Origin of the sequence: Citrobacter amalonaticus Y19 (genome assembly GCF_000981805.1) — a bacterium.
In the GTDB taxonomy this organism is placed as follows: Bacteria; Pseudomonadota; Gammaproteobacteria; order Enterobacterales; family Enterobacteriaceae; genus Citrobacter_A; species Citrobacter_A amalonaticus_C.
Map to the genome: position 1 here is coordinate 2,637,914 of NZ_CP011132.1, position 21,329 is coordinate 2,659,242.

Below are 21,329 nucleotides of genomic sequence, written 5' to 3' on the forward strand. Positions count from 1 at the left end.
GCGATTTACGGCCTTGTAGTAGTAACGGAATTAACAAACCACTGCTGGATGTTGCTCATCGCAGAATGCGAGGTATCCAGAATCGGCTGCGGATAGAAGCCAAGCAGTACCAGAAGCACGACCAGCAACAGGATGATAAACAGCTCACGCAGCGACATCCCTGGCAGTTCTTGTTTTGCAATCTGGCTCTTTGCTTTACCGAAGTAAGCGCGATGCAGCATCGCCAGCGAGTAAACAGAGGCAAACACCAGACCAAAGGTCGAAATCACGGTGATGACCGGAACCACCTGGTAGCTGCCGAACAGGATCATAAATTCGCCAACGAAGTTACCAGTACCCGGCATACCCAGCGTCGCCACCGCGAAGAACATGGACAGCGCAGGCAACCATTTCATTTTGCCCCACAAACCGCCCATCATACGCATGTCGCGGGTGTGCAGACGTTCGTACAACTGACCACACAGAATGAACAGACCCGCCGCGGACAGGCCGTGCGCGATCATCTGAATTACCGCACCCTGATACGCCAGTTGGCTGCCGGTGTAGATGGCAATCAGCACGAAGCCCATGTGCGAAACCGAGGTGTAAGCGATCAGACGTTTGATGTCGTACTGCGTGAACGCCATCCACGCACCGTAGAAGATACCGATGACGCCCAGCCACATTGCGATAGGCGCAAATTCCGCCGACGCGTTCGGGAACAGCGGCAGAGAGAAACGCAGCAGACCGTAGGCCGCGGTTTTCAGCAAAATACCAGCGAGGTCAACGGAACCTGCGGTCGGTGCCTGGGAGTGCGCATCCGGCAACCAGCCGTGCAGTGGAACCACCGGCATTTTCACCGCAAACGCGATGAAGAAGCCCAGCATCAGCAGATACTCGACGCCGTGCGACATCGGGGTTTTCAGCAGGTCTTCATAGTTGAAGGTCCACACGCCGGTCGCATTGTAGTGAACGAACACCAGCGCCAGGATGGCAATCAGCATCACCAGACCACTCGCCTGGGTGTAAATGAAGAACTTGGTTGCCGCCGTGATACGCGTTTTCCCGTCAGACGCCTTGTGACCCCAAAGCGCTATCAGGAAGTACATCGGCACCAGCATCATTTCCCAGAAGAAGAAGAACAGGAACATGTCGATGGCAAGGAACACGCCGATAACGCCGCCCAGGATCCACATCAGGTTCAGGTGGAAGAAGCCCTGGTATTTTTCGATTTCTCGCCAGGAGCACAGTACCGCCAGAACGCCGAGCAGACCGGTCAGCACCACCATCAGCAACGACAAGCCGTCGATGGCCAGATGAATCGAGATGCCAAAGCGCGGGATCCACGGCAGGACAAATTCAGACTGCCACTGCGGAATACCAGCAGATTGCGTCAGCGAATAGCCGCCCTGTAGCCACAGTTGCAGGCCAAGTGCGAGCGTCAGTCCCATGGTTACCAGCGCAATCCAGCGCGGCACCTTCACGCCAAAGCGTTCGGTCTGCCAGCACAGGAAGCCACCGATAAAGGGGATTAGTATCAACCAGGGTAATAACATGGTGATCTTTATTCCTTGTAAAAGTCCTCTAAAGGACCTGATTTTCAACGAATTTCGAAAATTCTTTTGGGTACTGTCGGATGGCGCTAACGCTTATCCGACCTACGTTTCGTAGGCCCGGTAAGCCCTGCGCCACCGGGCAAAACACCCCAATCCTCAAACTCAACGCAATACCATCAGCAGTGCCAGCACCACAACGGCGCCAATGCTCATTGAAGCGACATACCAGCGCAGATAACCGTTCTCGCTGAACAGCAGGCCTTTACCTGCGAAGCGGGAAAGAATTGCTGGCACGTTCATCAGCGCATTGAGCGGATCGCGTTTAAGCAGCCAGGCGACGCCAAGGAACGGCTTAACGAACACTTTGTCGTACAGCCAGTCGAAGCCCCAGGCGTTATACCACCAGGTCCCCAGCAGACGGCCAGGGGCGCTGTTGGCAATCGACGTCACAAGCGTACGTTTACCCAGCCACAGCCACGCGGCAATCATGATGCCCGCAATCGCCACCACGCCAGAGGTAATTTCCAGGGTCATCACGCGACCATGCTCAAGTTCAGTTGTCTGCGGCAGTACACCTTGCAGCGGCGGCACAATCAGCGCGCCAACGAAGGTGGACAGGATCATCAGGACAATCAACGGCAGGTGGTGAGTAATCCCCTTCCCTGCATGAGCGTGAATTTGTTCTTTACCGTGGAACACGATGAAAATCATACGGAAGGTATACAGAGAGGTCATGAACGCGCCGACCAGGCCCGCCACCATCAGGTTGATATGACCGTTCGCCATCGCACCCGCCAGGATCTCATCCTTACTGAAGAAGCCCGCCGTGATGAGCGGAAGCGCAGAGAGCGCCGCACCGCCAATCAGGAAGCAGGCATAAACCAGCGGAATGGATTTACGCAGGCCGCCCATCTTGAAGATGTTCTGTTCGTGATGGCAAGCCAGAATGACGGAACCGGACGCCAGGAACAGCAGCGCTTTAAAGAACGCGTGCGTCATCAGGTGGAAAATCGCCGCATCCCATGCCTGGACGCCGAGCGCCAGGAACATGTAGCCAATCTGGCTCATGGTGGAGTAAGCGAGCACACGTTTGATGTCGGTCTGCACCAGTGCCGCAAAACCTGCCATCACCAGCGTGACGGCACCGACGATACCGACCAGATGCAGAATTTCCGGAGTCATCAGGAACAGGCCGTGAGTACGGGCAATCAGGTAGACACCGGCGGTGACCATCGTTGCCGCGTGGATCAACGCGGAAACCGGCGTCGGGCCCGCCATCGCGTCAGCCAGCCATGTCTGCAACGGCAGCTGTGCCGATTTACCGACCGCGCCACCCAGCAGCATCAGCGTCGCCCACGTCAGCATGTTGTTGCCTGCCGCGAAGTGCGCCGGGGCCAGTTCCACCATTTCGCGGAAGTTCAGGGTGCCCAGTTCGTTGTACAGAATAAACAGCGCGAACGCGAGGAACACATCACCCACACGGGTCACGACAAACGCTTTCATGGCCGCTGCGCCATTCTTCGGATCGGTGTAGTAGAAACCGATCAGCAGATAGGAGCACAGGCCCACGCCTTCCCAGCCGAGGTACATCAACAGCAGGTTATCGGCCAGCACCAGAACAACCATGCTGGCGATAAACAGGTTGGTGTAGGCGAAGAAGCGGGAATAGCCCTCTTCACCGCGCATGTACCAGGACGCAAACATGTGGATCAGGAAGCCGACACCGGTGACCACCGACAGCATGGTCAGCGACAGGCCGTCCAGTACCAGGTTGAAACCAATGTTGAAATCTCCGACAGACATCCACGTCCACAGCGGGACGCTAAACGCCTGCTTGCCGTTTGCGAAGAAGTCGACACCGACAAAAGCGGTGACCAGCGCCGCCAGACCGATGGAGCCCACGCCCACGGTTGCGGAGAGATTTTCTGACCAGCGGCCACGAGAGAACGCCAGCAGGACAAAGCCAATCAATGGCAGAATGATGGTTAAGGCAAGCATGTTCATCCACGCATCTCACTTACTGAATCGATGTTCAGGTTCTGGCGACGGCGATGAAGTTGCAGCAACAGCGCAAGTCCAATACTCGCTTCGGCAGCCGCAAGGCTGATAGCGAGAATATACATCACCTGACCATCGGTCTGGCCCCAGTAGCTCCCGGCGACCACAAAGGCCAGCGCGGAAGCGTTGATCATGATTTCCAGACCAATCAGCATAAACAGCAGATTGCGGCGGATAACCAGACCGGTTAAGCCCAGAACGAACAAAATCGCAGCGAGGATAAGTCCATGTTGTAAGGGGATCATGCGTGCTCCTCCGTTTTTCTTTTCGCGCTGTCGTCTTTACGGTTGCTCAGCACGTCACCAGAGCGTTCTTCGCGACCGACGTGGAAAGCGACCACCAGCCCCGCCAGCAGCAGCATGGACGCCAGCTCAACCGCCAGGACGTAAGGCCCGAACAGCGTAATACCGACCGCTTTCGCGCTGATTGGCGTGCCGTCGATACCCTGATCGTTAACCCCCAGAATGGCGTAAACAATCACCACCAGCATGATGGCCGACAGAATCGCCGGACCAATCCACACCTGCGGCTTCAGCCACTGGCGCTCCTGTTCGATTTCAGAACCGCCCAGGTTGAGCATCATCACCACGAACACGAACAGCACCATAATGGCACCGGCATAAACGATAATTTCCAGCGCACCCGCGAAGTAAGCGCCCAGCGAGAAGAACACCCCGGAAATCGCCAGCAGCGAAATAATCAGGTACAGCAACGCGTGCACCGGATTGGTATGGGTGATCACCCGCAAGGTAGCGAGAATGGCGACCAGGCCACAGATATAAAAAGCGAACTCCATTGCCCCTCTCCTTACGGTAACAGGCTCTTGACGTCGATAGGCTTAGCTTCGTTCTCTGCTTCGCCCTTATCTTTGCCGTCGATTGCCATACCTGCCATCCGGTAGAAGTTATATTCCGGATATTTACCCGGACCGGAGATCAGCAGATCCTCTTTCTCGTAAACCAGATCCTGGCGCTTGTACTCACCCAGTTCGAAATCTGGCGTAAGCTGAATCGCGGTTGTCGGACAGGCTTCTTCGCACAGCCCGCAGAAAATGCAGCGTGAGAAGTTGATGCGGAAAAACTCCGGATACCAGCGACCGTCTTTGGTCTCTGCTTTTTGCAGAGAAATACAGCCTACCGGACACGCTACCGCACACAGGTTACAGGCAACGCAGCGCTCCTCGCCGTCGGGATCGCGCGTCAAAACGATACGACCACGAAAACGGGGCGGTAGATAGACCGGCTCTTCCGGGTACATCTGCGTTTCGCGTTTCGCGAACGCATGCAGGCCGATCATCCAGATACTGCGTACCTGGGTGCCGAAGCCTACTAACAATTCTTTTAAGGTCATGGTCTTTGTGCCCCTTATTGCGCCTGCCAGAGAATGACAGCCGCCGTTACCAGCAAGTTGATGAGCGTCAGCGGCAGGCAGATCTTCCAGCCGAAGGACATTACCTGGTCATAACGAGGACGCGGTAACGACGCACGAATCAAAATGAACATCATCATGAAGAACGCGGTTTTCACCGCGAACCAGATGAATGGCGGTAAGAACGGGCCCTGCCAGCCACCGAAGAACAGGGTTACCATCAGCGCAGAAATGGTGACGATACCGATGTACTCCCCCACAAAGAACAGACCGAATTTCATCCCGGAATATTCAATGTGATAACCATCGGCCAGTTCCTGCTCGGCTTCCGGTTGGTCAAACGGGTGACGGTGACACACCGCCACGCCTGCGATAGCGAAGGTGACAAAACCAAAGAACTGCGGAATGACGTTCCAGATATCAGCCTGGTTGTTGACGATGTCGGTCATGTTAAATGAACCGGCCTGCGCCACCACGCCCATCAGGGAAAGTCCGAGGAACACTTCGTAGCTGAGCGTTTGCGCAGACGCACGCATTGCACCCAACAGCGAGTATTTGTTGTTGCTCGACCAACCGGCGAACAGCACCGCATACACCGCCAGACCCGCCATCATCAGGAAGAACAGGATCCCGATGTTCAGATCCGCAACCACCCAACCCGGACTCACCGGCACGATGGCAAACGCCAACAGCAGCGAAGTAAAGGCGATCATTGGCGCAAGCGTAAAGATGACGCGATCCGAGAATTTCGGGATCCAGTCTTCTTTAAAGAACATCTTGATCATGTCCGCGACCAACTGGAGCGAACCGCCCCAGCCTACACGGTTCGGTCCGTAACGGTTCTGGAACAGCCCCAGCAGACGACGTTCGCCAAAGCTCATGAATGCCCCGCAGGTGACCACCACCAGCAGGATCACCACCGCTTTGAGGATGGTCAGCAGGATCTCAATCAGATCCGGTGTAATCCAACTCATTGTTGTGCCTCCTGCAGATCCTCAAGACGTGCGCCCGCCAGAACAGGGGCAATGCCTGGCATGCCCATCGGCAAACCGACCTGCCCTGCCGTCAACCCTTCAGCGATTTCAACCGGCAGCGTGACCGTATTGCCATCGTAGCTAAAGGAGACGCGGGTACCGGCATTCACGCCCAACTTCGCGGCATCGGCCGGGTTGAGTTTGATGTACGGTTGCGGCATGCGGCTCTGGAAGACCGGCGCACGCTGAGACAATTCGTCGCTACCAAACAGATGGTAGTACGGCGCGATACGCCACTGTCCGTCCTGCGCCTGGAAGCTCGCCGGAACGGTTGTGAAGTAATCCAGACCGCCTTCTGACGCTTCAATCAGACGCACACCCGGATCGCCATGACGCAGTTTACCGCCCACTTCATCCTGGAACTTGTTCCACGCCTGCGGGGAGTTCCAGCCCGGAGCCCAGGCAAATGGAATCTGTGAACGCGGCGCCGACGGCTGGTTGTTCCCTTCCATAGAGAAGGCAAACATCGTGTCTTTGTCCTGCGGCTGACGCGGTTCGTGGACGCTGATGTTCGCGCGCATGGCTGTACGACCGCTGTAACGGTGCGGCTCACGCGCCAGTTTCTGTCCACGAATGCGGAAGGTGGCATCCGGCGCGGCGTCTTTAATGCCGGCCAGTTCAGGCATTGCGGCAACCACGGCGTCGATAACGTGGTCAAGCTGCGTCCAGTCCACTTCACGGCTCTGCACGGTGCTGTGCAGCGAATGCAGCCAGCGCCAGCTTTCCAGCATAATGGTGTTGGCGTCGTAGTACGCCGGATCGTAAACCTGGAAGAAACGTTGGGCACGGCCTTCGTTGTTGATGACTGTACCGTCGCTTTCGGCAAAACTTGCCGCAGAAAGCACCAGGTGAGCGTTTTCCATGATTGCGGTGCGCTGATGGTCAATCACCATTACCAGCGGCGCTTTTGCCAGCGCGGCATTCACGCGCGTTGCCGACGCGTGACGATGCAGATCGTTTTCCAGCACCACCACCGCGTCTGCACGACCGGTTTCCAGTTCAGTCAACGCATCATCAAGTGAACCGCCGCCCATAATGCCCAGGCCCATACTGTTCACAGAACGGGCAATCATCGTGATACCGACGTCAGCCCCGCGACCTTTCAGCGCTTTCGCCACGTTGGCAGCCGCCTGAATCACTTCAGCGCTACCGGCGTTGGTGCCGGAAATAATCAGCGGCTTTTTCGCCCCGGCCAGCGCCTGAACGATCACGTCGATTTTGTTTTGCAAATCGCTGCTGATGCCGTCAACGGCTGGCGCCGTGTTGTCCAGCGCGTGGGCGATAGCGAAACCTAAGCGCGCCTGATCTTCAACCGGCGCACGGTAGGTCCAGGCCGCGATATCATCCAGACGGGTGTTATCGACGTTGGTCACGAACAGCGGATGCTTCGCACGTTGGCCGATGTTGAGGATCGCCGCAATCTGCCAGTCAGCCACTTTCTGGGCTGCCGCCATTTCGCGAGCTTTGCCTTTCACCGCCTGGCGCACGGCCAGCGCAACGCGGGCTCCGGTCTGGGTGATGTCTTCGCCCAGCACCAGCACCGCATCGTAAGATTCGATATCACGCAGCGCAGGGGTATGCACTCCGCCTTCACGCAGCACTTTCAGTGCCAGTTGCAGACGTTCCTGCTCGCCCTGGGCGATACCGGTGTAGAAGTTTTCCGCTCCAACCAGTTCACGCAGCGCGAAGTTACTCTCGACGCTGGCGCGCGGAGAACCGATGCCAATGACTTTCTTCGACTGACGCAGAATGTCTGCCGCGCCCTGCATCGCCTGTTCGGCGTTGAGGGTGATCAGGTCATCGCCACGACGCTGTACCGGCTGACGCGGACGGTCTTTCAGGTTCACGTAACCATAACCAAAACGACCGCGGTCGCAGAGGAAGTAATGGTTAACGGTCCCGTTGTAGCGGTTTTCGATACGACGCAGTTCGCCGTAGCGCTCACCCGGGCTGGTGTTACAGCCGATGGAACACTGTTGGCAGATGCTTGGCGCAAACTGCATGTCCCACTTACGGTTATAGCGTTCGGAGTGCGTTTTATCGGTGAATACGCCGGTCGGGCAGATTTCTACCAGGTTGCCGGAGAACTCGCTTTCCAGCACGCCGTCTTCCGGGCGACCAAAGTAGACGTTATCGTGCGCGCCATACACGCCCAGATCGGTGCCGTCTGCATAATCTTTGTAGTAACGCACGCAGCGATAGCAGGCGATACAGCGGTTCATTTCGTGAGAGATGAACGGCCCCAGATCCTGATTGCGGTGAGTACGTTTGGTGAAACGATAACGACGGAAACTGTGGCCGGTCATCACGGTCATATCCTGAAGATGGCAGTTACCGCCCTCTTCACAAACCGGACAATCGTGCGGGTGGTTGGTCATTAACCACTCCACCACGCTTTCGCGAAACTGTTTCGCTTCTTCGTCGTCAATCGAAATAAACGTGCCTTCGGTGGCCGGTGTCATACAAGACATCACCAGGCGACCACGCGTGTCTTCCGCGTTTTGGTATTGCTTCACCGCACACTGGCGGCAAGCACCAACGCTTCCCAGCGCCGGATGCCAGCAAAAGTACGGAATATCAAGGCCGAGAGACAGACAAGCTTCCAGCAGGTTGTCCGCTCCGTTGACCTCATATTCTTTGCCGTCTACATGAATCGTAGCCATAGTCAGCATGCTTCCAGTTGGCTTAGTCGGAGACTAAGCGTTAATCGAATTTCTTTTCCGCTTTATCCTTCAAGCTACCTCGGCGTTGGCTTCCGTCGTTCACCCCTGTCACTTACTTCAGTAAGCTCAGGGGATTCGCTCAGTCGCCGCCTTGACGTAACGTGAATGCTTTCGCGTAAAACGTTTACCAGCGCTCTTTCAGCAGGTTCGGCTGAATACCACCAATTGCATGGGTATTGCTGAACGACTGCTTGATGCCAGCTTCGAATTCTTCGCGGAAATATTTAATGGCGCTCTGTAGCGGTTCAACCGCACCCGGTGCGTGTGCACAGAAGGTCTTACCCGGACCGAGGAAACGACACAGTTGCTCAAGTGTCTCGATATCCCCTGGTTGACCTTCGCCACGCTCCAGCGCACGCAGAATTTTTACACTCCACGGCAGGCCGTCACGACATGGCGTACACCAGCCGCAGGATTCACGGGCAAAGAACTCTTCCAGGTTGCGCACCAGCCCCACCATGCCAATCTCGTGGTCAACCGCCATCGCCAGCGCCGTACCCAGACGACTTCCGGCTTTACCAATGCTCTCAAATTCCATTGGCAAATCGAGGTGCGCTTCCGTCAGGAAGTCGGTTCCCGCTCCGCCGGGCTGCCAGGCTTTGAATTTGAGCCCATCGCGCATACCGCCCGCGTAATCTTCGAGGATCTCACGCGCGGTGGTGCCGAATGGCAGTTCCCACAGTCCCGGATTCTTCACGCGACCGGAGAAGCCCATCAGCTTGGTACCGGCATCTTTGCTCTTCGAAATGTTCTGATACCACTCCACGCCGTTATCGAGGATCGCCGGAACGTTACACAGCGTTTCCACGTTGTTGACGCAGGTCGGTTTACCCCATGCGCCAGAGGTCGCCGGGAACGGCGGCTTCGAGCGTGGGTTAGCGCGACGGCCTTCGAGGGAGTTGATAAGCGCAGTCTCTTCACCGCAGATGTAACGCCCTGCCCCGGTGTGAACAAACAGTTCGAAGTCAAAACCGGTGCCCAAAATGTTTTTGCCAAGCAGACCGGCTTCAGTCGCTTCCGCAATCGCACGGCGCAGATTCACGGCCGCTTCAATGTATTCACCGCGCAGGAAGATGTAACCCCGGTACGCTTTCAGCGCAAACGCGGAGATCAGCATGCCTTCCACCAGCAGGTGCGGCAGCTGTTCCATCAGCAAACGGTCTTTATAGGTGCCCGGCTCCATTTCATCGGCGTTACACAGCAGGTAACGGATGTTCATGGATTCGTCTTTTGGCATCAGGCTCCACTTAAGACCCGTGGAAAAGCCTGCGCCGCCGCGCCCTTTCAGGCCAGCGTCTTTTACCTGGTTGACAATCTCATCCGGAGACAGACCGGTCAGCGCCTTACGCGCGCCGTCGTAGCCTTTCTTGCTACGGTATTCGTCCAGCCAGACGGGCTGTTTGTCATCACGCAGCCGCCAGGTCAGCGGATGCGTTTCGGGAGTACGGATAATGTCTTTCATTTATACCGCTCCAGCAGTTCAGGAATGCCTTCCGGGGTCAGGTGAGCATGAGTATCGTCATCGATCATCATGTTCGGCCCTTTATCGCAGTTCCCCAGGCAGCAGGTCGGCAGCAGCGTAAAGCGACCGTCGAAGGTCGTCTGCCCCGGCTTGATGTTGAGCTTTTTCTCCAGCGCCGCCTGAATTCCCTGGTAGCCGTTGATATGGCATACCACGCTGTCGCAATAGCGGATCACGTGGCGTCCCACCGGCTGGCGGAAGATCTGGCTGTAGAACGTCGCAACACCTTCGACGTCGCTTGCCGGGATCCCCAGCACATCGGCGATCGCATGGATTGCGCCGTCCGGCACCCAGCCGCGCTGCTTCTGAACGATTTTCAGCGCTTCAATGGACGCCGCACGCGGGTCTTCGTAGTGGTGCTTCTCGTGCTCAATGGCTTCACGCTCTGCCGCACTCAGCTCAAAAGCCTCGGTTTGTGGTTGTTGATTCTCGTGCATAATTAGCGGTCCACATCTGACATAACAAAATCGATACTACCCAGATGGACGATCAGGTCGGACACCAGGCTGCCACGTACTGCCACCGGGATCTGCTGCAGATGCGCATAGCTCGGGGTACGAATACGGGTACGATAACTCATGGTGCTGCCATCGCTGGTCAGGTAGTAACTGTTGATACCCTTGGTCGCTTCCACCATCTGGAAGGACTCGTTCGCCGGCATGACCGGGCCCCACGACACTTGCAGGAAGTGGGTGATCAGGGTTTCGATATGTTGCAGCGTGCGCTCTTTCGGCGGCGGCGTCGTCAGCGGGTGATCCGCTTTGAACGGGCCTTCCGGCATATTATTGAGGCACTGCTCAAGGATGCGCAGACTCTGGCGCAGCTCTTCCACTTTCAGCATGACGCGGGTGTAGCAGTCGGAAACTCCGCCGCCAACCGGCACTTCAAAGTCAAAGTTTTCATAGCCAGAGTAAGGGCGCGCTTTACGCACGTCGAAATCAATACCGGTCGCACGCAGCGCCGCACCTGTGCAGCCCCAGTCCAGCGCTTCTTTCTTACCGTAAGCGGCCACGCCCTGCGAACGCCCTTTCAGAATGGTGTTTTGCAGTGCGGCTTTCTCGTAAGAAGCCAGACGCTTCGGCATCCAGTCGAGGAACTCACGCAGCAGTTTGTCCCAACCGCGCGGCAGGTCATGCGCCACACCGCCGATACGGAACCAGGCCGGGTGCATACGATAGCCAGTGACCGCTTCCACGATGTCGTAGATTTTCTGGCGATCGGTAAAGGCAAAGAAGACCGGCGTCATGGCGCCGACGTCCTGAATAAACGTCGAGATATACAGCAGGTGGCTGTTAATGCGGAACAACTCGGAGAGCATCACGCGGATAACGTTAACGCGATCCGGTACGGTAATGCCCGCCAGTTTTTCCACCGCCAGCACGTACGGCATCTCGTTGACGCAACCGCCGAGGTATTCGATACGGTCGGTATACGGAATGTAGCTGTGCCAGGACTGACGCTCGCCCATCTTTTCAGCACCACGGTGGTGGTAGCCGATGTCAGGCACGCAGTCGACAATCTCTTCGCCATCAAGCTGAAGAACAATACGGAATGCACCGTGTGAGGACGGGTGGTTCGGGCCGAGGTTGAGGAACATGAAGTCCTCGTTTTCGGTACCACGCTGCATGCCCCAGTCTTCCGGTTTGAAGGTCAGCGCTTCCATTTCAAGATCCTGCTTCGCTTTAGTCAGCTCAAACGGATCAAATTCGGTAGCACGCGCCGGGTAGTCTTTACGCAGCGGATGACCCTGCCAGGTATGCGGCATCAGCAGGCGCGTCAGGTGCGGGTGACCTTCAATATCAATCCCAAACATTTCCCAGGTTTCGCGCTCATACCAGTTGGCGTTCGGGAACAGTTTGGTGAAGGTCGGCACGCGCAGGTCGTTTTCAGACAATGCCACCTTGAGCATGATATCGCGATTGCGTTCAATGGAAATCAGGTGGTAGAAAACGGAAAAATCCGCGGCGGGTAACCCTTCGCGGTGTGTGCGCAGACGTTCGTCCATGCCGTGTAAGTCAAACAGCATGACGTAAGGTTTCGGCAATCTCTTTAAGAAATCGCCCACTTCCAGTAATTGTTCACGCTTGACCCAAACAACGGGTACCCCGGTGCGAGTCGCCTGAACGGTAAAGGCATCCGGCCCAAAACGGTTGCGCAGTTCGCCGATGACCGGGTCATCAAGGTGATCCCGGGTCTGCCATGCGGCATCTTGCGCGGTTAAGTCGGTCATAATGTTCACCATTGCAAATGGTCCGTGGTGACTGTCGACAGAGCTTCGCGCGATTTATGTAGTGATAGGCGAAGTAAAATGCTGCTGCCGACAGGCGCAAATTAAATCTCGTCTGGTGTACGCAGATTCGTTACTGCAATGCGTTCGCCGCGTTTACGCTCGCGCTCTGACTGCATGTTGGCGCGATAAACGCCCTGATCGCCAACCACCCAGGAGAGCGGACGACGTTCTTTGCCAATGGAATCCTGCAACAGCATTAACGCCTGCATGTACGCTTCCGGACGCGGTGGGCAACCCGGGATGTAAACATCCACAGGGATAAACTTATCAACGCCCTGCACTACCGAATAAATATCGTACATACCGCCGGAGTTGGCACACGCGCCCATGGAAATCACCCATTTCGGCTCCAGCATCTGATCGTAGAGGCGCTGAATGACCGGTGCCATTTTGGTAAAGCAGGTCCCCGCCACCACCATCAGGTCAGCCTGACGCGGCGAAGCACGCAGGACTTCCGCGCCAAAGCGCGCCACGTCATGCACGGCGGTGAACGAGGTCACCATCTCAACGTAGCAGCAGGAAAGGCCGAAGTTATAAGGCCAGATTGAGTTTTTGCGACCCCAGTTAACCATGTCATGCAGTTTGCCCATGAACACGTTTTTGTTAACTTCCTGTTCCAGGGGGTCGGTTACGATCTCCTGCTTTTGCAGGGGGTAACGGTCGTTCTCACCGTTAGGATCTATGCGGGTGAGCGTATAATCCATCTTAATGCCTCGCGGTTAGCGTTGACGATTAGCGATACTGTTCGTTTCCGGGTTCATACGCTCGCGGCGTGAACGCGCGGGCGTCCAGTCCAGCGCGCCAATACGCACCAGATAAACCAGACCTGCCAGTAACACAAAAATAAAAATTGCAGCTTCCACAAAGCCAACCCAGCCGCTTTCACGGATGGAGGTCGACCATGCGAACAGATACAGCGCTTCAACGTCGAAGATAACGAAGAACATGGCTACCAGATAAAACTTGGCAGACAGGCGTAAGCGGGCGGAGCCGACCGAGTCGATACCGGATTCAAACGGGGTGTTTTTTGACCTCGCGCGTGCGCGACCGCCTAAAAACCAACCGCCGATAAGCATCAGGCAGCACAGGCCAATGGCGACAATAAGAAAGATAGCGAATGCCCAGTGATGAGCGATGACTTCAGTGGATGTTGACATACTCATTGCTTACTCATCAAAAGTAGCGCCAAATTCTCTGCTCTTTTCGGCAGATGAACGCCACATCGATTCATGGGGAGGAATAAAAAAAACCTTACAATCGCTGCAAAAAATGTTTTAAACAGCCAATTGATGGGGTTTTTTACTCCTTTCTATAACCTTTTGTCAACTTTAACAAAAGTTTCCTCACATTAATTTACATGATAACAACACCCTTAACATTTAATGCGCTTTAGCACCGTGTCGATCGATTCACAGGCTAAATGGGAACGTTGTTGAATCGTGTCCGTTGTGAAGTAAGTAGGAAAAATCGCGCCTATTTTGACAGGAATTGATCCAAAAGCCTTCCCCTAAAAGGGAGTATTTTCTTGATCTGTGACACGCTTTTGTTAATCCACCAGAAAAAACAGCAACAATTTCTCTCGTTTTTTAACATGAAAGCGTTGAGTTGCGAATTTTGCTTAATTTTTACGCATTTTTTAATCGCAACGTCTACTCGCTGATTTATGAGGATTTTTAGCTTTTCCCTCCTGTCCGTTAAGGATATTAGTACAAAAAAAGAACCACTGGATGTTTTTTAATCATCAGTGGCTCTTTTTTACACTTGCATTTTTTAATGACTTTTTTGTGATCCGTTACTCATAGTCTCCTTCGACCAGCACGGAATCATCCCCCCCTTCCGGGGTAATCGGACTGTACTGCCACGGATTCTGCCAGGTATCCATCGCCTGAAAGATGACCTGCGCCAGATCGTTCTTCGACGCCGGGTCGCGGCAGAGTAAGTATTCGGTGTCCGGCAGCGGCGGTAATCCGTCAACGGCCCCCAGCACGCGCAGGTCCGGGCTCATCATTTCTACCGGGCGCGCCGTCACGCCGAGACCCGCCTTCACCGCCGCGCGCACTGCTGGCAGTGTCGACGCGACGTAGGCCAGCCGCCAGGGGATATTCGCCGCATTCAGAGTGGCAAGGACCACGTCACGAAACGGACTGGGATCATCCAATAACACCAGCGGAACCGGTTCGCCCTTTTGCAGTACATACTCTGCGGCACAGTACCAGTGTGTCGGTGAAGTACGCAGCGTCAGGCTCTCAAACGATCCGGGACGATTGGTGGTAACGATCAGATCCACCTCTTGCGATTTCAGCATGTCGAGCATAAAAGCATTTCGCTTCACTCTGACATCCAGCGCAAGTTTCGGATAAACCGAACTAATGCGATTGAGGAGGAAGGGCAGTATCGTATCGGCGGACTCATCAGAAGCCCCGATAGTTAATACTCCCTGAAGATTGCTGAACATCAATGATGAGCAGGCCTCATCATTGAAACGTAAAATTTTTCTGGCGTACCCCAGAAGCTGGATGCCGTGTTCAGTCAACAGTTTGTTACGACCGTGACGAGCGAAGAGTTCTTTTCCCACGAGCTGCTCGAGGCGCTGCATCTGTTGGCTCACCGCAGACTGAGTACGACACACCGCTGCAGCCGCTGCTGCAAATGTGTTCAGATCGGCAACAGCAACAAATGTTCTCAGCAGATCGAGGTCGAGGTTAATTATCGGACGATTTGCATTTATCATAATTTTTCACTTACTGGCGGCTCATACTGAGCTTGTTAATGCTGTGCATACAAAATCAAGCAATTCCGTTTGTAATGCGCTTCCTTAGCAGATTCACCCACTGGCAGCAGGTGAAAGTAAATAGGTATATCATGAGACTGGCGAAATGCTACTCTCTTTCTTACGTAATAATACCTTACGCGAACTCTCAGGTTATTATGTTATGAACGGGCTGACCTATTAAAGCGTATGTAGATTTCTGCCGTTACCTGGATGTAAAAGTGTAAACGTAAAGAATGGAGCTGAGCATACATCAACGAGAAATAAGCATATATGGCAGTAAGTTAGCAACAAAACCCCGTCCGGGATTTTAAAAAATCATGCGATTACATGCCATTTCCTCAGGCGTATCTTAACCTAAAACCTTTTTATTTATAAGCCTTAATGCGAATAATCTGATGCAAAGTTTTGTTATGTTTCTCAAACCAAGCCGCTATTATTCTCGCCTTGCGTAAAGCCTTTTTAATTATTAAATAATAATTAATGAGATTCGAGGTCATTCATAAATCCTGCTTAACATTAGATTTACACCGCCAGGGTTCCCGTACATCCCGATAACACAGCCGGCGGTTAATCTTTCAGTATTTACGAATTATTAAATGACGTAAGAGTCTTCCCGAAATTTCACGAACACAGAACCTTTTCCAGACCAGAGAATACGCCACTCACTAACGACAACGTTGAAACATCATACTATAAAACCAAGCAATTTCTGTTTTTATCTCTGTCAACCACGTAAAAACCAGTCAATGACAACATAATAGCACATCAACATTCAGCAAAATCTTCCTCTGCAAAGCCTTCAAAACGCCCCGCCGTGGGAGTACATTGTTTCAAACTGACTTCCACGGCAGGAAGTGATGATAACAGCATAAAAAGGTCAAGGTTCATGTCCCCCATTGAGAAATCCAGCAAATTAGAAAACGTCTGTTATGACATCCGCGGTCCTGTTCTGAAGGAAGCGAAACGCCTTGAAGAAGAAGGCAATAAGGTTCTGAAACTGAACATTGGTAACCCCGCCCCTTTTGGCTTTGACGCCCCCGATGAGATTCTGGTAGACGTCATTCGCAATCTGCCGACCGCGCAGGGTTATTGCGATTCGAAAGGCCTCTATTCCGCACGTAAAGCCATCATGCAGCATTATCAGGCTCGTGGTATGCGTGACGTCACCGTCGAAGATATCTATATCGGCAACGGCGTTTCGGAGCTAATTGTGCAGGCGATGCAGGCATTGCTGAACAGTGGGGACGAAATGCTGGTGCCCGCGCCGGATTACCCGCTGTGGACGGCGGCCGTTTCGCTCTCCGGTGGTAATGCCGTGCATTATCTGTGCGATGAATCGTCCGACTGGTTTCCGGACCTTGATGACATTCGCGCAAAAATCACGCCGCGTACCCGTGGGATCGTCATCATTAACCCGAACAACCCGACCGGTGCGGTCTATTCCAAAGAACTGCTAATGGAAATCGTCGAGATCGCGCGGCAGAACAATCTCATCATCTTTGCCGATGAGATCTACGATAAGATCCTGTATGACGACGCTGAGCACCATTCCATCGCCGCGATGGCGCCGGACCTGCTGACTATAACCTTTAACGGCCTGTCCAAGACCTATCGCGTCGCCGGATTCCGCCAGGGCTGGATGGTTCTCAACGGTCCGAAGAAGCATGCGAAAGGCTATATCGAAGGGCTGGAAATGCTGGCATCGATGCGTCTTTGCGCCAACGTGCCAGCGCAGCACGCTATTCAGACGGCGCTGGGCGGTTACCAGAGTATCAGTGAATTTATCATGCCTGGTGGACGCCTGTATGAGCAGCGCAATCGCGCCTGGGAATTGATTAACGATATTCCGGGTGTCTCCTGTGTGAAGCCGCGCGGTGCGCTGTATATGTTCCCGAAAATTGACGCCAAACGTTTCAATATTCACGACGACCAGAAAATGGTGCTCGATTTCCTGTTGCAGGAAAAAGTCCTGCTGGTTCAGGGAACGGCGTTTAACTGGCCGTGGCCGGATCATGTGCGCATCGTCACCCTGCCCCGCATTGACGACATTGAGATGTCGCTGAGTAAATTTGAACGTTTCCTGTCGGGATATCACCAGGCTTAAGGCCACCGTCTGAAATTGGCTGCCGGTATTTGCATCCGGCGGCCTTCTCTGCGCACAATGACCTCCAGGTTGTTATCATGAAAAGGTCACTATGAAGCAGAGCCATTTTTTTGCCCATCTCTCCCGTCTCAAACTCATTAACCGCTGGCCTTTAATGCGCAATGTGCGCACAGAAAACGTCTCTGAGCACAGCCTCCAGGTCGCGATGGTGGCCCATGCGCTGGCTGCTATCAAAAACCGAAAGTTTGCCGGTCAGGTTAATGCTGAACGCATTGCGCTGCTGGCGATGTATCACGATGCGTCAGAAGTGCTGACCGGCGATCTGCCCACGCCGGTAAAATATTTCAATTCGCAAATCGCCCAGGAATATAAGGCGATTGAGAAAATCGCGCAGCAGAAACTGGTCGATATGGTGCCCGATGAGTTGCGGGATATTTTTGCGCCACTGATTGATGAACATGCGTATAGCGAAGAAGAAAAATCAATTGTGAAGCAAGCCGACGCGCTGTGCGCGTATCTGAAGTGTCTGGAAGAGTTGTCGGCAGGAAATAATGAATTCCTGCTGGCGAAGACGCGACTGGAAAAAACGCTGGAATTACGCCGGAGCCCGGAGATGGACTATTTCATGGAGGTCTTCGTCCCCAGTTTCCACCTGTCTCTCGATGAAATTAGCCAGGATTCTCCATTGTAAGCCATGTTGCCGGATGGCGACGTAAACGTCTTATCCGGCCTACAGATCGCATCCAATCATGTCCGAATGATATGAACGTCTCGTAGGCCCGGTAAGCGTCAGCGCCACCGGGCAGCAGGTCAGAACGGAAACAGCATTGGGATCATCACCACGCATACCGCCATCACGATAAGGGTGAACGGGACGCCCAGCTTTAAAAAATCGCTAAAGCTGTAATTCCCCGGTCCCAGCACCAGCGTGTTGACCGGTGACGAAACCGGCGTCATAAAGGCCGCCGACGCCGCCATCGCGACCACCATCGCAAAAGGATAAGGGGAAACGCCCATCGACTTCGCCGCTGCAAGGGCAATCGGCGCCATTAACACCGCCGTCGCAGTATTTGAGATAAACAGGCCAATGGTCGCACACAGCACAAACAAACAGCCCAGCATCATGTACGGGCCGTAACCGCCGCCGACGTCCATCAACCCTTTCACCACTAAATCAACCCCGCCGGTCTTTTGCAGCGCCAGTGCAAAGGGCATCATGCCGACGATCAAAATGATACTAGGCCAGTGAATCGCCTTGTAGGCGCTTTCGGCGTCAATGCAGCGGAATTTGCCCATCAGCAGACAGGCCACAATCGCCGCAACAGTATTAGGTATTTCGTCGGTCAGCATCAGCGCGACCATCAGAACCAGACAGAAAATAGCGTGCGGGGCCTGGCTGTGCGCCGGTGAGGCCTCGCTCACCTCTTCTGGCAGGTTAAGCGCGACAAAATCTCGCCCCTGCTTCGCCAGCATACCGATCAACTTCCAGTTACCGACGACCAGGATGATGTCGCCCATCAGCAGCGGCTCATCGGCAAGCGAGCCTTCAATCGCCACGCCGTCGCGTTTCAGACCGACCACGTTCAGCCCGTAACGGGTACGAAAACCAATTTCCCGTACCGACTTGCCAATCAGCTCCGATTCCGGGATCAGTGAGATTTCCGCCATTCCCACATCCAGCGCCTGGTCAGAGAAATATTCCCCGCGCAGCACCATCGGCTCCAGCAATTGCTCGCTACAGAATTCACGGAGATCAACATCGGCGGCAGACATATCAATCAGCAAGACGTCGCGGGCGCGAAACTCCGAAACCCCGTTCACGTTCACAATCACCCGCCGAAAGCGCCGCCAGCGTTCAACGCCGATGACGTTGGCACCATAGCGCTCACGCAGTTTGAGATCGTCAAGGCGCTGACCGATCATCGGCGAGCCCGGACGAATCGCCAGTCGACGCGCCCGCCCGGTCAGGCGATATTCTTTGATCAGATCGCGGAAGGTACGGCGCTTCCAGCCATCCCGTTGCTGTTGCGGATTGTCACCTTTGAGCATAAAACGCATCAGCAGCATGTAGATAATGCCCAGCACCAACACCACCAGACCGATAGGTGTAACGCTAAAGAAGCTAAAACCGGCATGGCCTTCGCGCAACAATTCACTGTTAACCACCAGGTTTGGCGGGGTGGCCACCAGCGTCATCATGCCGCTGATAAGCCCTGCGAAACTCAGTGGCATCATCAGGCGCGATGGCGACGTTTGCATGCGCATCGAGACGCTGAGTACCACGGGGATAAAAATCGCGACAACGCCGGTTGAACTCATAAACGCGCCCAGTCCGGCAACGGTCAGCATCAGCAGGACCAGCATTTTGATTTCGCTGCTGCCCGCCATTTTCACAAGCCAGGTCCCCATGACGGTCGCCACACCGGTGCGCACCAGTCCGTCGCCGATGATAAACAGCGCGGCAATCAACACGACGTTAGGGTCGCTGAAGCCAGAGAAGGCTTCGGTAATATTCAGTGTTCCACTCAGAACAAAGGCGACGATGACCAACAGAGCGACCGCGTCCATACGCACTCTGCCCGTCGCAAACAAAATAACGGCAATCGCCAACAGCGAGAGAACCCAGATCAATTCACCGTTCACAACCTATCCTTGTCCTTGTCAGATGAGAAGATGGAATGATTCTGCCATAAAAAAGCCCCGACAAATCGGGGCTAAATCATGATCAGGTATTTCTTAACACGACCACATCGCCGTTCGGTTGTTTGGTCACTGAAAGCTGCTCCAGACTGGTCAGGACGAAGTCGACCTCATCCAGACGCGGCGTGTCCGCCGGGGCATTCACCGCGATAACATGACAGCCTGCCGCCAGTCCCGAGAGCACCCCCGCAGGGGCATCTTCCACCACCACACATTCGTGCGGCGATAACCCCAGCAACTGTGCCCCCAACAGGTAAGCATCCGGTTCTGGCTTACCGCGTTTGACCCGTTCAGCGGTGACGAAAACTTCCGGTGCCGGCAGGTTGGCAACCTGATGACGCGCGCGCGCGACCGGCATTGACCCGGATGTGACAATCGCCCACGGAATCCCGGCTTTGTTCAGATGATTGAGCAGCGCAACGGCACCGGGCAGCGCAGTAATGCCCGCCGTTTCTGTCGCTTCAATTTTCTCCAGACGTGTAAATTCAGCGACGATCTCCGCCTCAGGCTTACCCGCCATAAAGTGACGCAAAGAGGTGATCGCCTGCTTGCCATGAACAAAACTCAACACATCGTCATGCGCCAGCCCAAAACGATCGGCCCAGTTACACCATGCGCGTTCCACTGCGGGTAAAGAGTCAACCAGCGTCCCATCCAGGTCAAACAGAAAGCCTTTGCACTGCACGTTCACCTCCTCAGGCATTGATGATTTGGTTGATTTCGTTGGCGCTCAAATGATACTGACGCGGGCAGGCATGCCACGCGCTTAACATCCGCTGATATTTTTCCCACATTGGGGTCTGCGCGTTGAAGCCGTGAGTACCGGCATCAAAATGAGTGTAACGACCTTCCACATTCACCATAAAGCGAACATAGCCGAGGTAGCGCGCTTCCGTTGCGGCATCAAAACCCAGAAAGGTCACCCGACGCTCATCAATACTTTGCGCATCTTTCAGGTTGGCCCATGAGACATGCAGGGCATGATACATCTCCATGATGTCGATAACCGTACGACAGGTTTCCTCTTTCAGCTCACCAAACTCCCGATCCAGTTCGCGCATTTGCAGACCGTAACCGCGTTCAATGATCGTCTGCAGACGACGATAACGCTCGGCGTTAGTCGGATCGAGCATAGTCATCATTTTGTATTGATTAGACAAAATAAGACGTTGAGCGTTGGTCATTTCCATTTTGGACTCCTGTATCACTCTACTACGGTGAA

The 21,329-nt window shown here is 54.5% G+C and carries 18 protein-coding genes; 2 read left to right on the forward strand and 16 right to left on the reverse strand.

The features are described from left to right. Nucleotides 1–5 precede the first annotated feature (5 nt). The 13 genes from nuoM to lrhA all read right to left on the reverse strand — a co-directional run bounded on the left by nuoM (nucleotide 6) and on the right by lrhA (nucleotide 15,261). Nucleotides 6–1,535, reverse strand: coding sequence for an NADH-quinone oxidoreductase subunit M (gene nuoM, locus F384_RS12160; protein WP_046482788.1), 1,530 nt, complete (start codon nucleotides 1,533–1,535; stop codon nucleotides 6–8). A 162-nt stretch (nucleotides 1,536–1,697) separates the two neighbouring features. Continuing rightward, on the reverse strand, nucleotides 1,698–3,539 hold the full coding sequence (gene nuoL, locus F384_RS12165; RefSeq protein WP_046482790.1) for an NADH-quinone oxidoreductase subunit L: 1,842 nt from the start codon (nucleotides 3,537–3,539) through the stop codon (nucleotides 1,698–1,700). Continuing rightward, nucleotides 3,536–3,838, reverse strand: a complete 303-nt coding sequence (nuoK, locus tag F384_RS12170; RefSeq protein ID WP_000612644.1) for an NADH-quinone oxidoreductase subunit NuoK — start codon at nucleotides 3,836–3,838, stop codon at nucleotides 3,536–3,538. The genes nuoL and nuoK overlap by 4 nt, the downstream gene beginning before the upstream one ends. Next, entirely contained in the window at nucleotides 3,835–4,389 is a 555-nt protein-coding gene (gene nuoJ / locus F384_RS12175; RefSeq protein ID WP_046482990.1) for an NADH-quinone oxidoreductase subunit J, read from the reverse strand. The genes nuoK and nuoJ overlap by 4 nt, the downstream gene beginning before the upstream one ends. 11 nt (nucleotides 4,390–4,400) lie before the next feature. Then, nucleotides 4,401–4,943 (reverse strand): NADH-quinone oxidoreductase subunit NuoI, encoded by a 543-nt coding sequence (gene nuoI, locus F384_RS12180; RefSeq protein ID WP_005129470.1) that lies wholly within the window; start codon nucleotides 4,941–4,943, stop codon nucleotides 4,401–4,403. Between the two features lie 14 nt (nucleotides 4,944–4,957). After that, complete coding sequence (gene nuoH / locus F384_RS12185; protein WP_046482996.1) at nucleotides 4,958–5,935, reverse strand: NADH-quinone oxidoreductase subunit NuoH; 978 nt, start codon at nucleotides 5,933–5,935, stop codon at nucleotides 4,958–4,960. Beyond that, entirely contained in the window at nucleotides 5,932–8,658 is a 2,727-nt protein-coding gene (gene nuoG / locus F384_RS12190; RefSeq protein WP_046482999.1) for an NADH-quinone oxidoreductase subunit NuoG, read from the reverse strand. The genes nuoH and nuoG overlap by 4 nt, the downstream gene beginning before the upstream one ends. A 184-nt stretch (nucleotides 8,659–8,842) precedes the next feature. Beyond that, entirely contained in the window at nucleotides 8,843–10,180 is a 1,338-nt protein-coding gene (nuoF, locus tag F384_RS12195) for an NADH-quinone oxidoreductase subunit NuoF (RefSeq protein ID WP_046483001.1), read from the reverse strand. Continuing rightward, nucleotides 10,177–10,677, reverse strand: a complete 501-nt coding sequence (nuoE, locus tag F384_RS12200) for an NADH-quinone oxidoreductase subunit NuoE (RefSeq protein ID WP_046483003.1) — start codon at nucleotides 10,675–10,677, stop codon at nucleotides 10,177–10,179. Before nuoE ends, nuoF begins: the two co-directional genes overlap by 4 nt. Before the next feature lie 2 nt (nucleotides 10,678–10,679). Beyond that, nucleotides 10,680–12,482, reverse strand: a complete 1,803-nt coding sequence (nuoC, locus tag F384_RS12205; protein ID WP_080949932.1) for an NADH-quinone oxidoreductase subunit C/D — start codon at nucleotides 12,480–12,482, stop codon at nucleotides 10,680–10,682. An 89-nt stretch (nucleotides 12,483–12,571) separates the two neighbouring features. Then, nucleotides 12,572–13,234 (reverse strand): NADH-quinone oxidoreductase subunit NuoB, encoded by a 663-nt coding sequence (gene nuoB / locus F384_RS12210; RefSeq protein WP_003028075.1) that lies wholly within the window; start codon nucleotides 13,232–13,234, stop codon nucleotides 12,572–12,574. A 15-nt stretch (nucleotides 13,235–13,249) separates the two neighbouring features. Then, nucleotides 13,250–13,693: an NADH-quinone oxidoreductase subunit NuoA gene (gene nuoA, locus F384_RS12215; protein WP_046483010.1), complete on the reverse strand. Its 444-nt coding sequence runs from the start codon at nucleotides 13,691–13,693 to the stop codon at nucleotides 13,250–13,252. 629 nt (nucleotides 13,694–14,322) lie between these two features. Continuing rightward, on the reverse strand, nucleotides 14,323–15,261 hold the full coding sequence (gene lrhA / locus F384_RS12220) for a transcriptional regulator LrhA (protein WP_046483013.1): 939 nt from the start codon (nucleotides 15,259–15,261) through the stop codon (nucleotides 14,323–14,325). Nucleotides 15,262–16,189: 928 nt separating this feature from the next. On the opposite strand from lrhA, the gene alaA reads away from it, so the two are divergent. Together alaA and yfbR are read left to right on the forward strand one after the other, a co-directional pair. Beyond that, nucleotides 16,190–17,407 carry an alanine transaminase AlaA gene (alaA, locus tag F384_RS12225; protein WP_046483015.1) on the forward strand — a complete coding sequence of 406 codons (1,218 nt, stop codon included), beginning with the start codon at nucleotides 16,190–16,192 and terminating at the stop codon, nucleotides 17,405–17,407. Nucleotides 17,408–17,498: 91 nt separating this feature from the next. Beyond that, nucleotides 17,499–18,098 (forward strand): 5'-deoxynucleotidase, encoded by a 600-nt coding sequence (yfbR, locus tag F384_RS12230; RefSeq protein WP_046483017.1) that lies wholly within the window; start codon nucleotides 17,499–17,501, stop codon nucleotides 18,096–18,098. Nucleotides 18,099–18,217: 119 nt separating this feature from the next. On the opposite strand, the gene F384_RS12235 is transcribed toward yfbR, so the two are convergent. The 3 genes from F384_RS12235 to F384_RS12245 all read right to left on the reverse strand — a co-directional run bounded on the left by F384_RS12235 (nucleotide 18,218) and on the right by F384_RS12245 (nucleotide 21,297). Further along, entirely contained in the window at nucleotides 18,218–20,050 is a 1,833-nt protein-coding gene (locus F384_RS12235; protein ID WP_046483019.1) for an SLC13 family permease, read from the reverse strand. A gap of 82 nt (nucleotides 20,051–20,132) precedes the next feature. Then, entirely contained in the window at nucleotides 20,133–20,810 is a 678-nt protein-coding gene (locus F384_RS12240) for a sugar phosphatase (protein WP_046483022.1), read from the reverse strand. Continuing rightward, nucleotides 20,803–21,297, reverse strand: a complete 495-nt coding sequence (locus F384_RS12245; RefSeq protein ID WP_042290698.1) for a YfbU family protein — start codon at nucleotides 21,295–21,297, stop codon at nucleotides 20,803–20,805. The genes F384_RS12240 and F384_RS12245 overlap by 8 nt, the downstream gene beginning before the upstream one ends. Between the last annotated feature and the right edge of the window lie 32 nt (nucleotides 21,298–21,329).

Coding starts and splice junctions, on each gene's coding strand:
- nuoE (WP_046483003.1), bottom strand. CDS start 10,677: ATGCACGAGAATCAACAACCACAAACCGAGGCTTTTGAGCTGAGTGCG.
- nuoM (WP_046482788.1), bottom strand. CDS start 1,535: ATGTTATTACCCTGGTTGATACTAATCCCCTTTATCGGTGGCTTCCTG.
- nuoG (WP_046482999.1), bottom strand. CDS start 8,658: ATGGCTACGATTCATGTAGACGGCAAAGAATATGAGGTCAACGGAGCG.
- nuoB (WP_003028075.1), bottom strand. CDS start 13,234: ATGGATTATACGCTCACCCGCATAGATCCTAACGGTGAGAACGACCGT.
- nuoF (WP_046483001.1), bottom strand. CDS start 10,180: ATGAAAGACATTATCCGTACTCCCGAAACGCATCCGCTGACCTGGCGG.
- nuoH (WP_046482996.1), bottom strand. CDS start 5,935: ATGAGTTGGATTACACCGGATCTGATTGAGATCCTGCTGACCATCCTC.
- F384_RS12245 (WP_042290698.1), bottom strand. CDS start 21,297: ATGGAAATGACCAACGCTCAACGTCTTATTTTGTCTAATCAATACAAA.
- yfbR (WP_046483017.1), top strand. CDS start 17,499: ATGAAGCAGAGCCATTTTTTTGCCCATCTCTCCCGTCTCAAACTCATT.
- nuoK (WP_000612644.1), bottom strand. CDS start 3,838: ATGATCCCCTTACAACATGGACTTATCCTCGCTGCGATTTTGTTCGTT.
- nuoA (WP_046483010.1), bottom strand. CDS start 13,693: ATGAGTATGTCAACATCCACTGAAGTCATCGCTCATCACTGGGCATTC.
- nuoC (WP_080949932.1), bottom strand. CDS start 12,482: ATGGTGAACATTATGACCGACTTAACCGCGCAAGATGCCGCATGGCAG.
- nuoJ (WP_046482990.1), bottom strand. CDS start 4,389: ATGGAGTTCGCTTTTTATATCTGTGGCCTGGTCGCCATTCTCGCTACC.
- F384_RS12240 (WP_046483022.1), bottom strand. CDS start 20,810: ATGCCTGAGGAGGTGAACGTGCAGTGCAAAGGCTTTCTGTTTGACCTG.
- nuoI (WP_005129470.1), bottom strand. CDS start 4,943: ATGACCTTAAAAGAATTGTTAGTAGGCTTCGGCACCCAGGTACGCAGT.
- nuoL (WP_046482790.1), bottom strand. CDS start 3,539: ATGAACATGCTTGCCTTAACCATCATTCTGCCATTGATTGGCTTTGTC.
- lrhA (WP_046483013.1), bottom strand. CDS start 15,261: ATGATAAATGCAAATCGTCCGATAATTAACCTCGACCTCGATCTGCTG.
- alaA (WP_046483015.1), top strand. CDS start 16,190: ATGTCCCCCATTGAGAAATCCAGCAAATTAGAAAACGTCTGTTATGAC.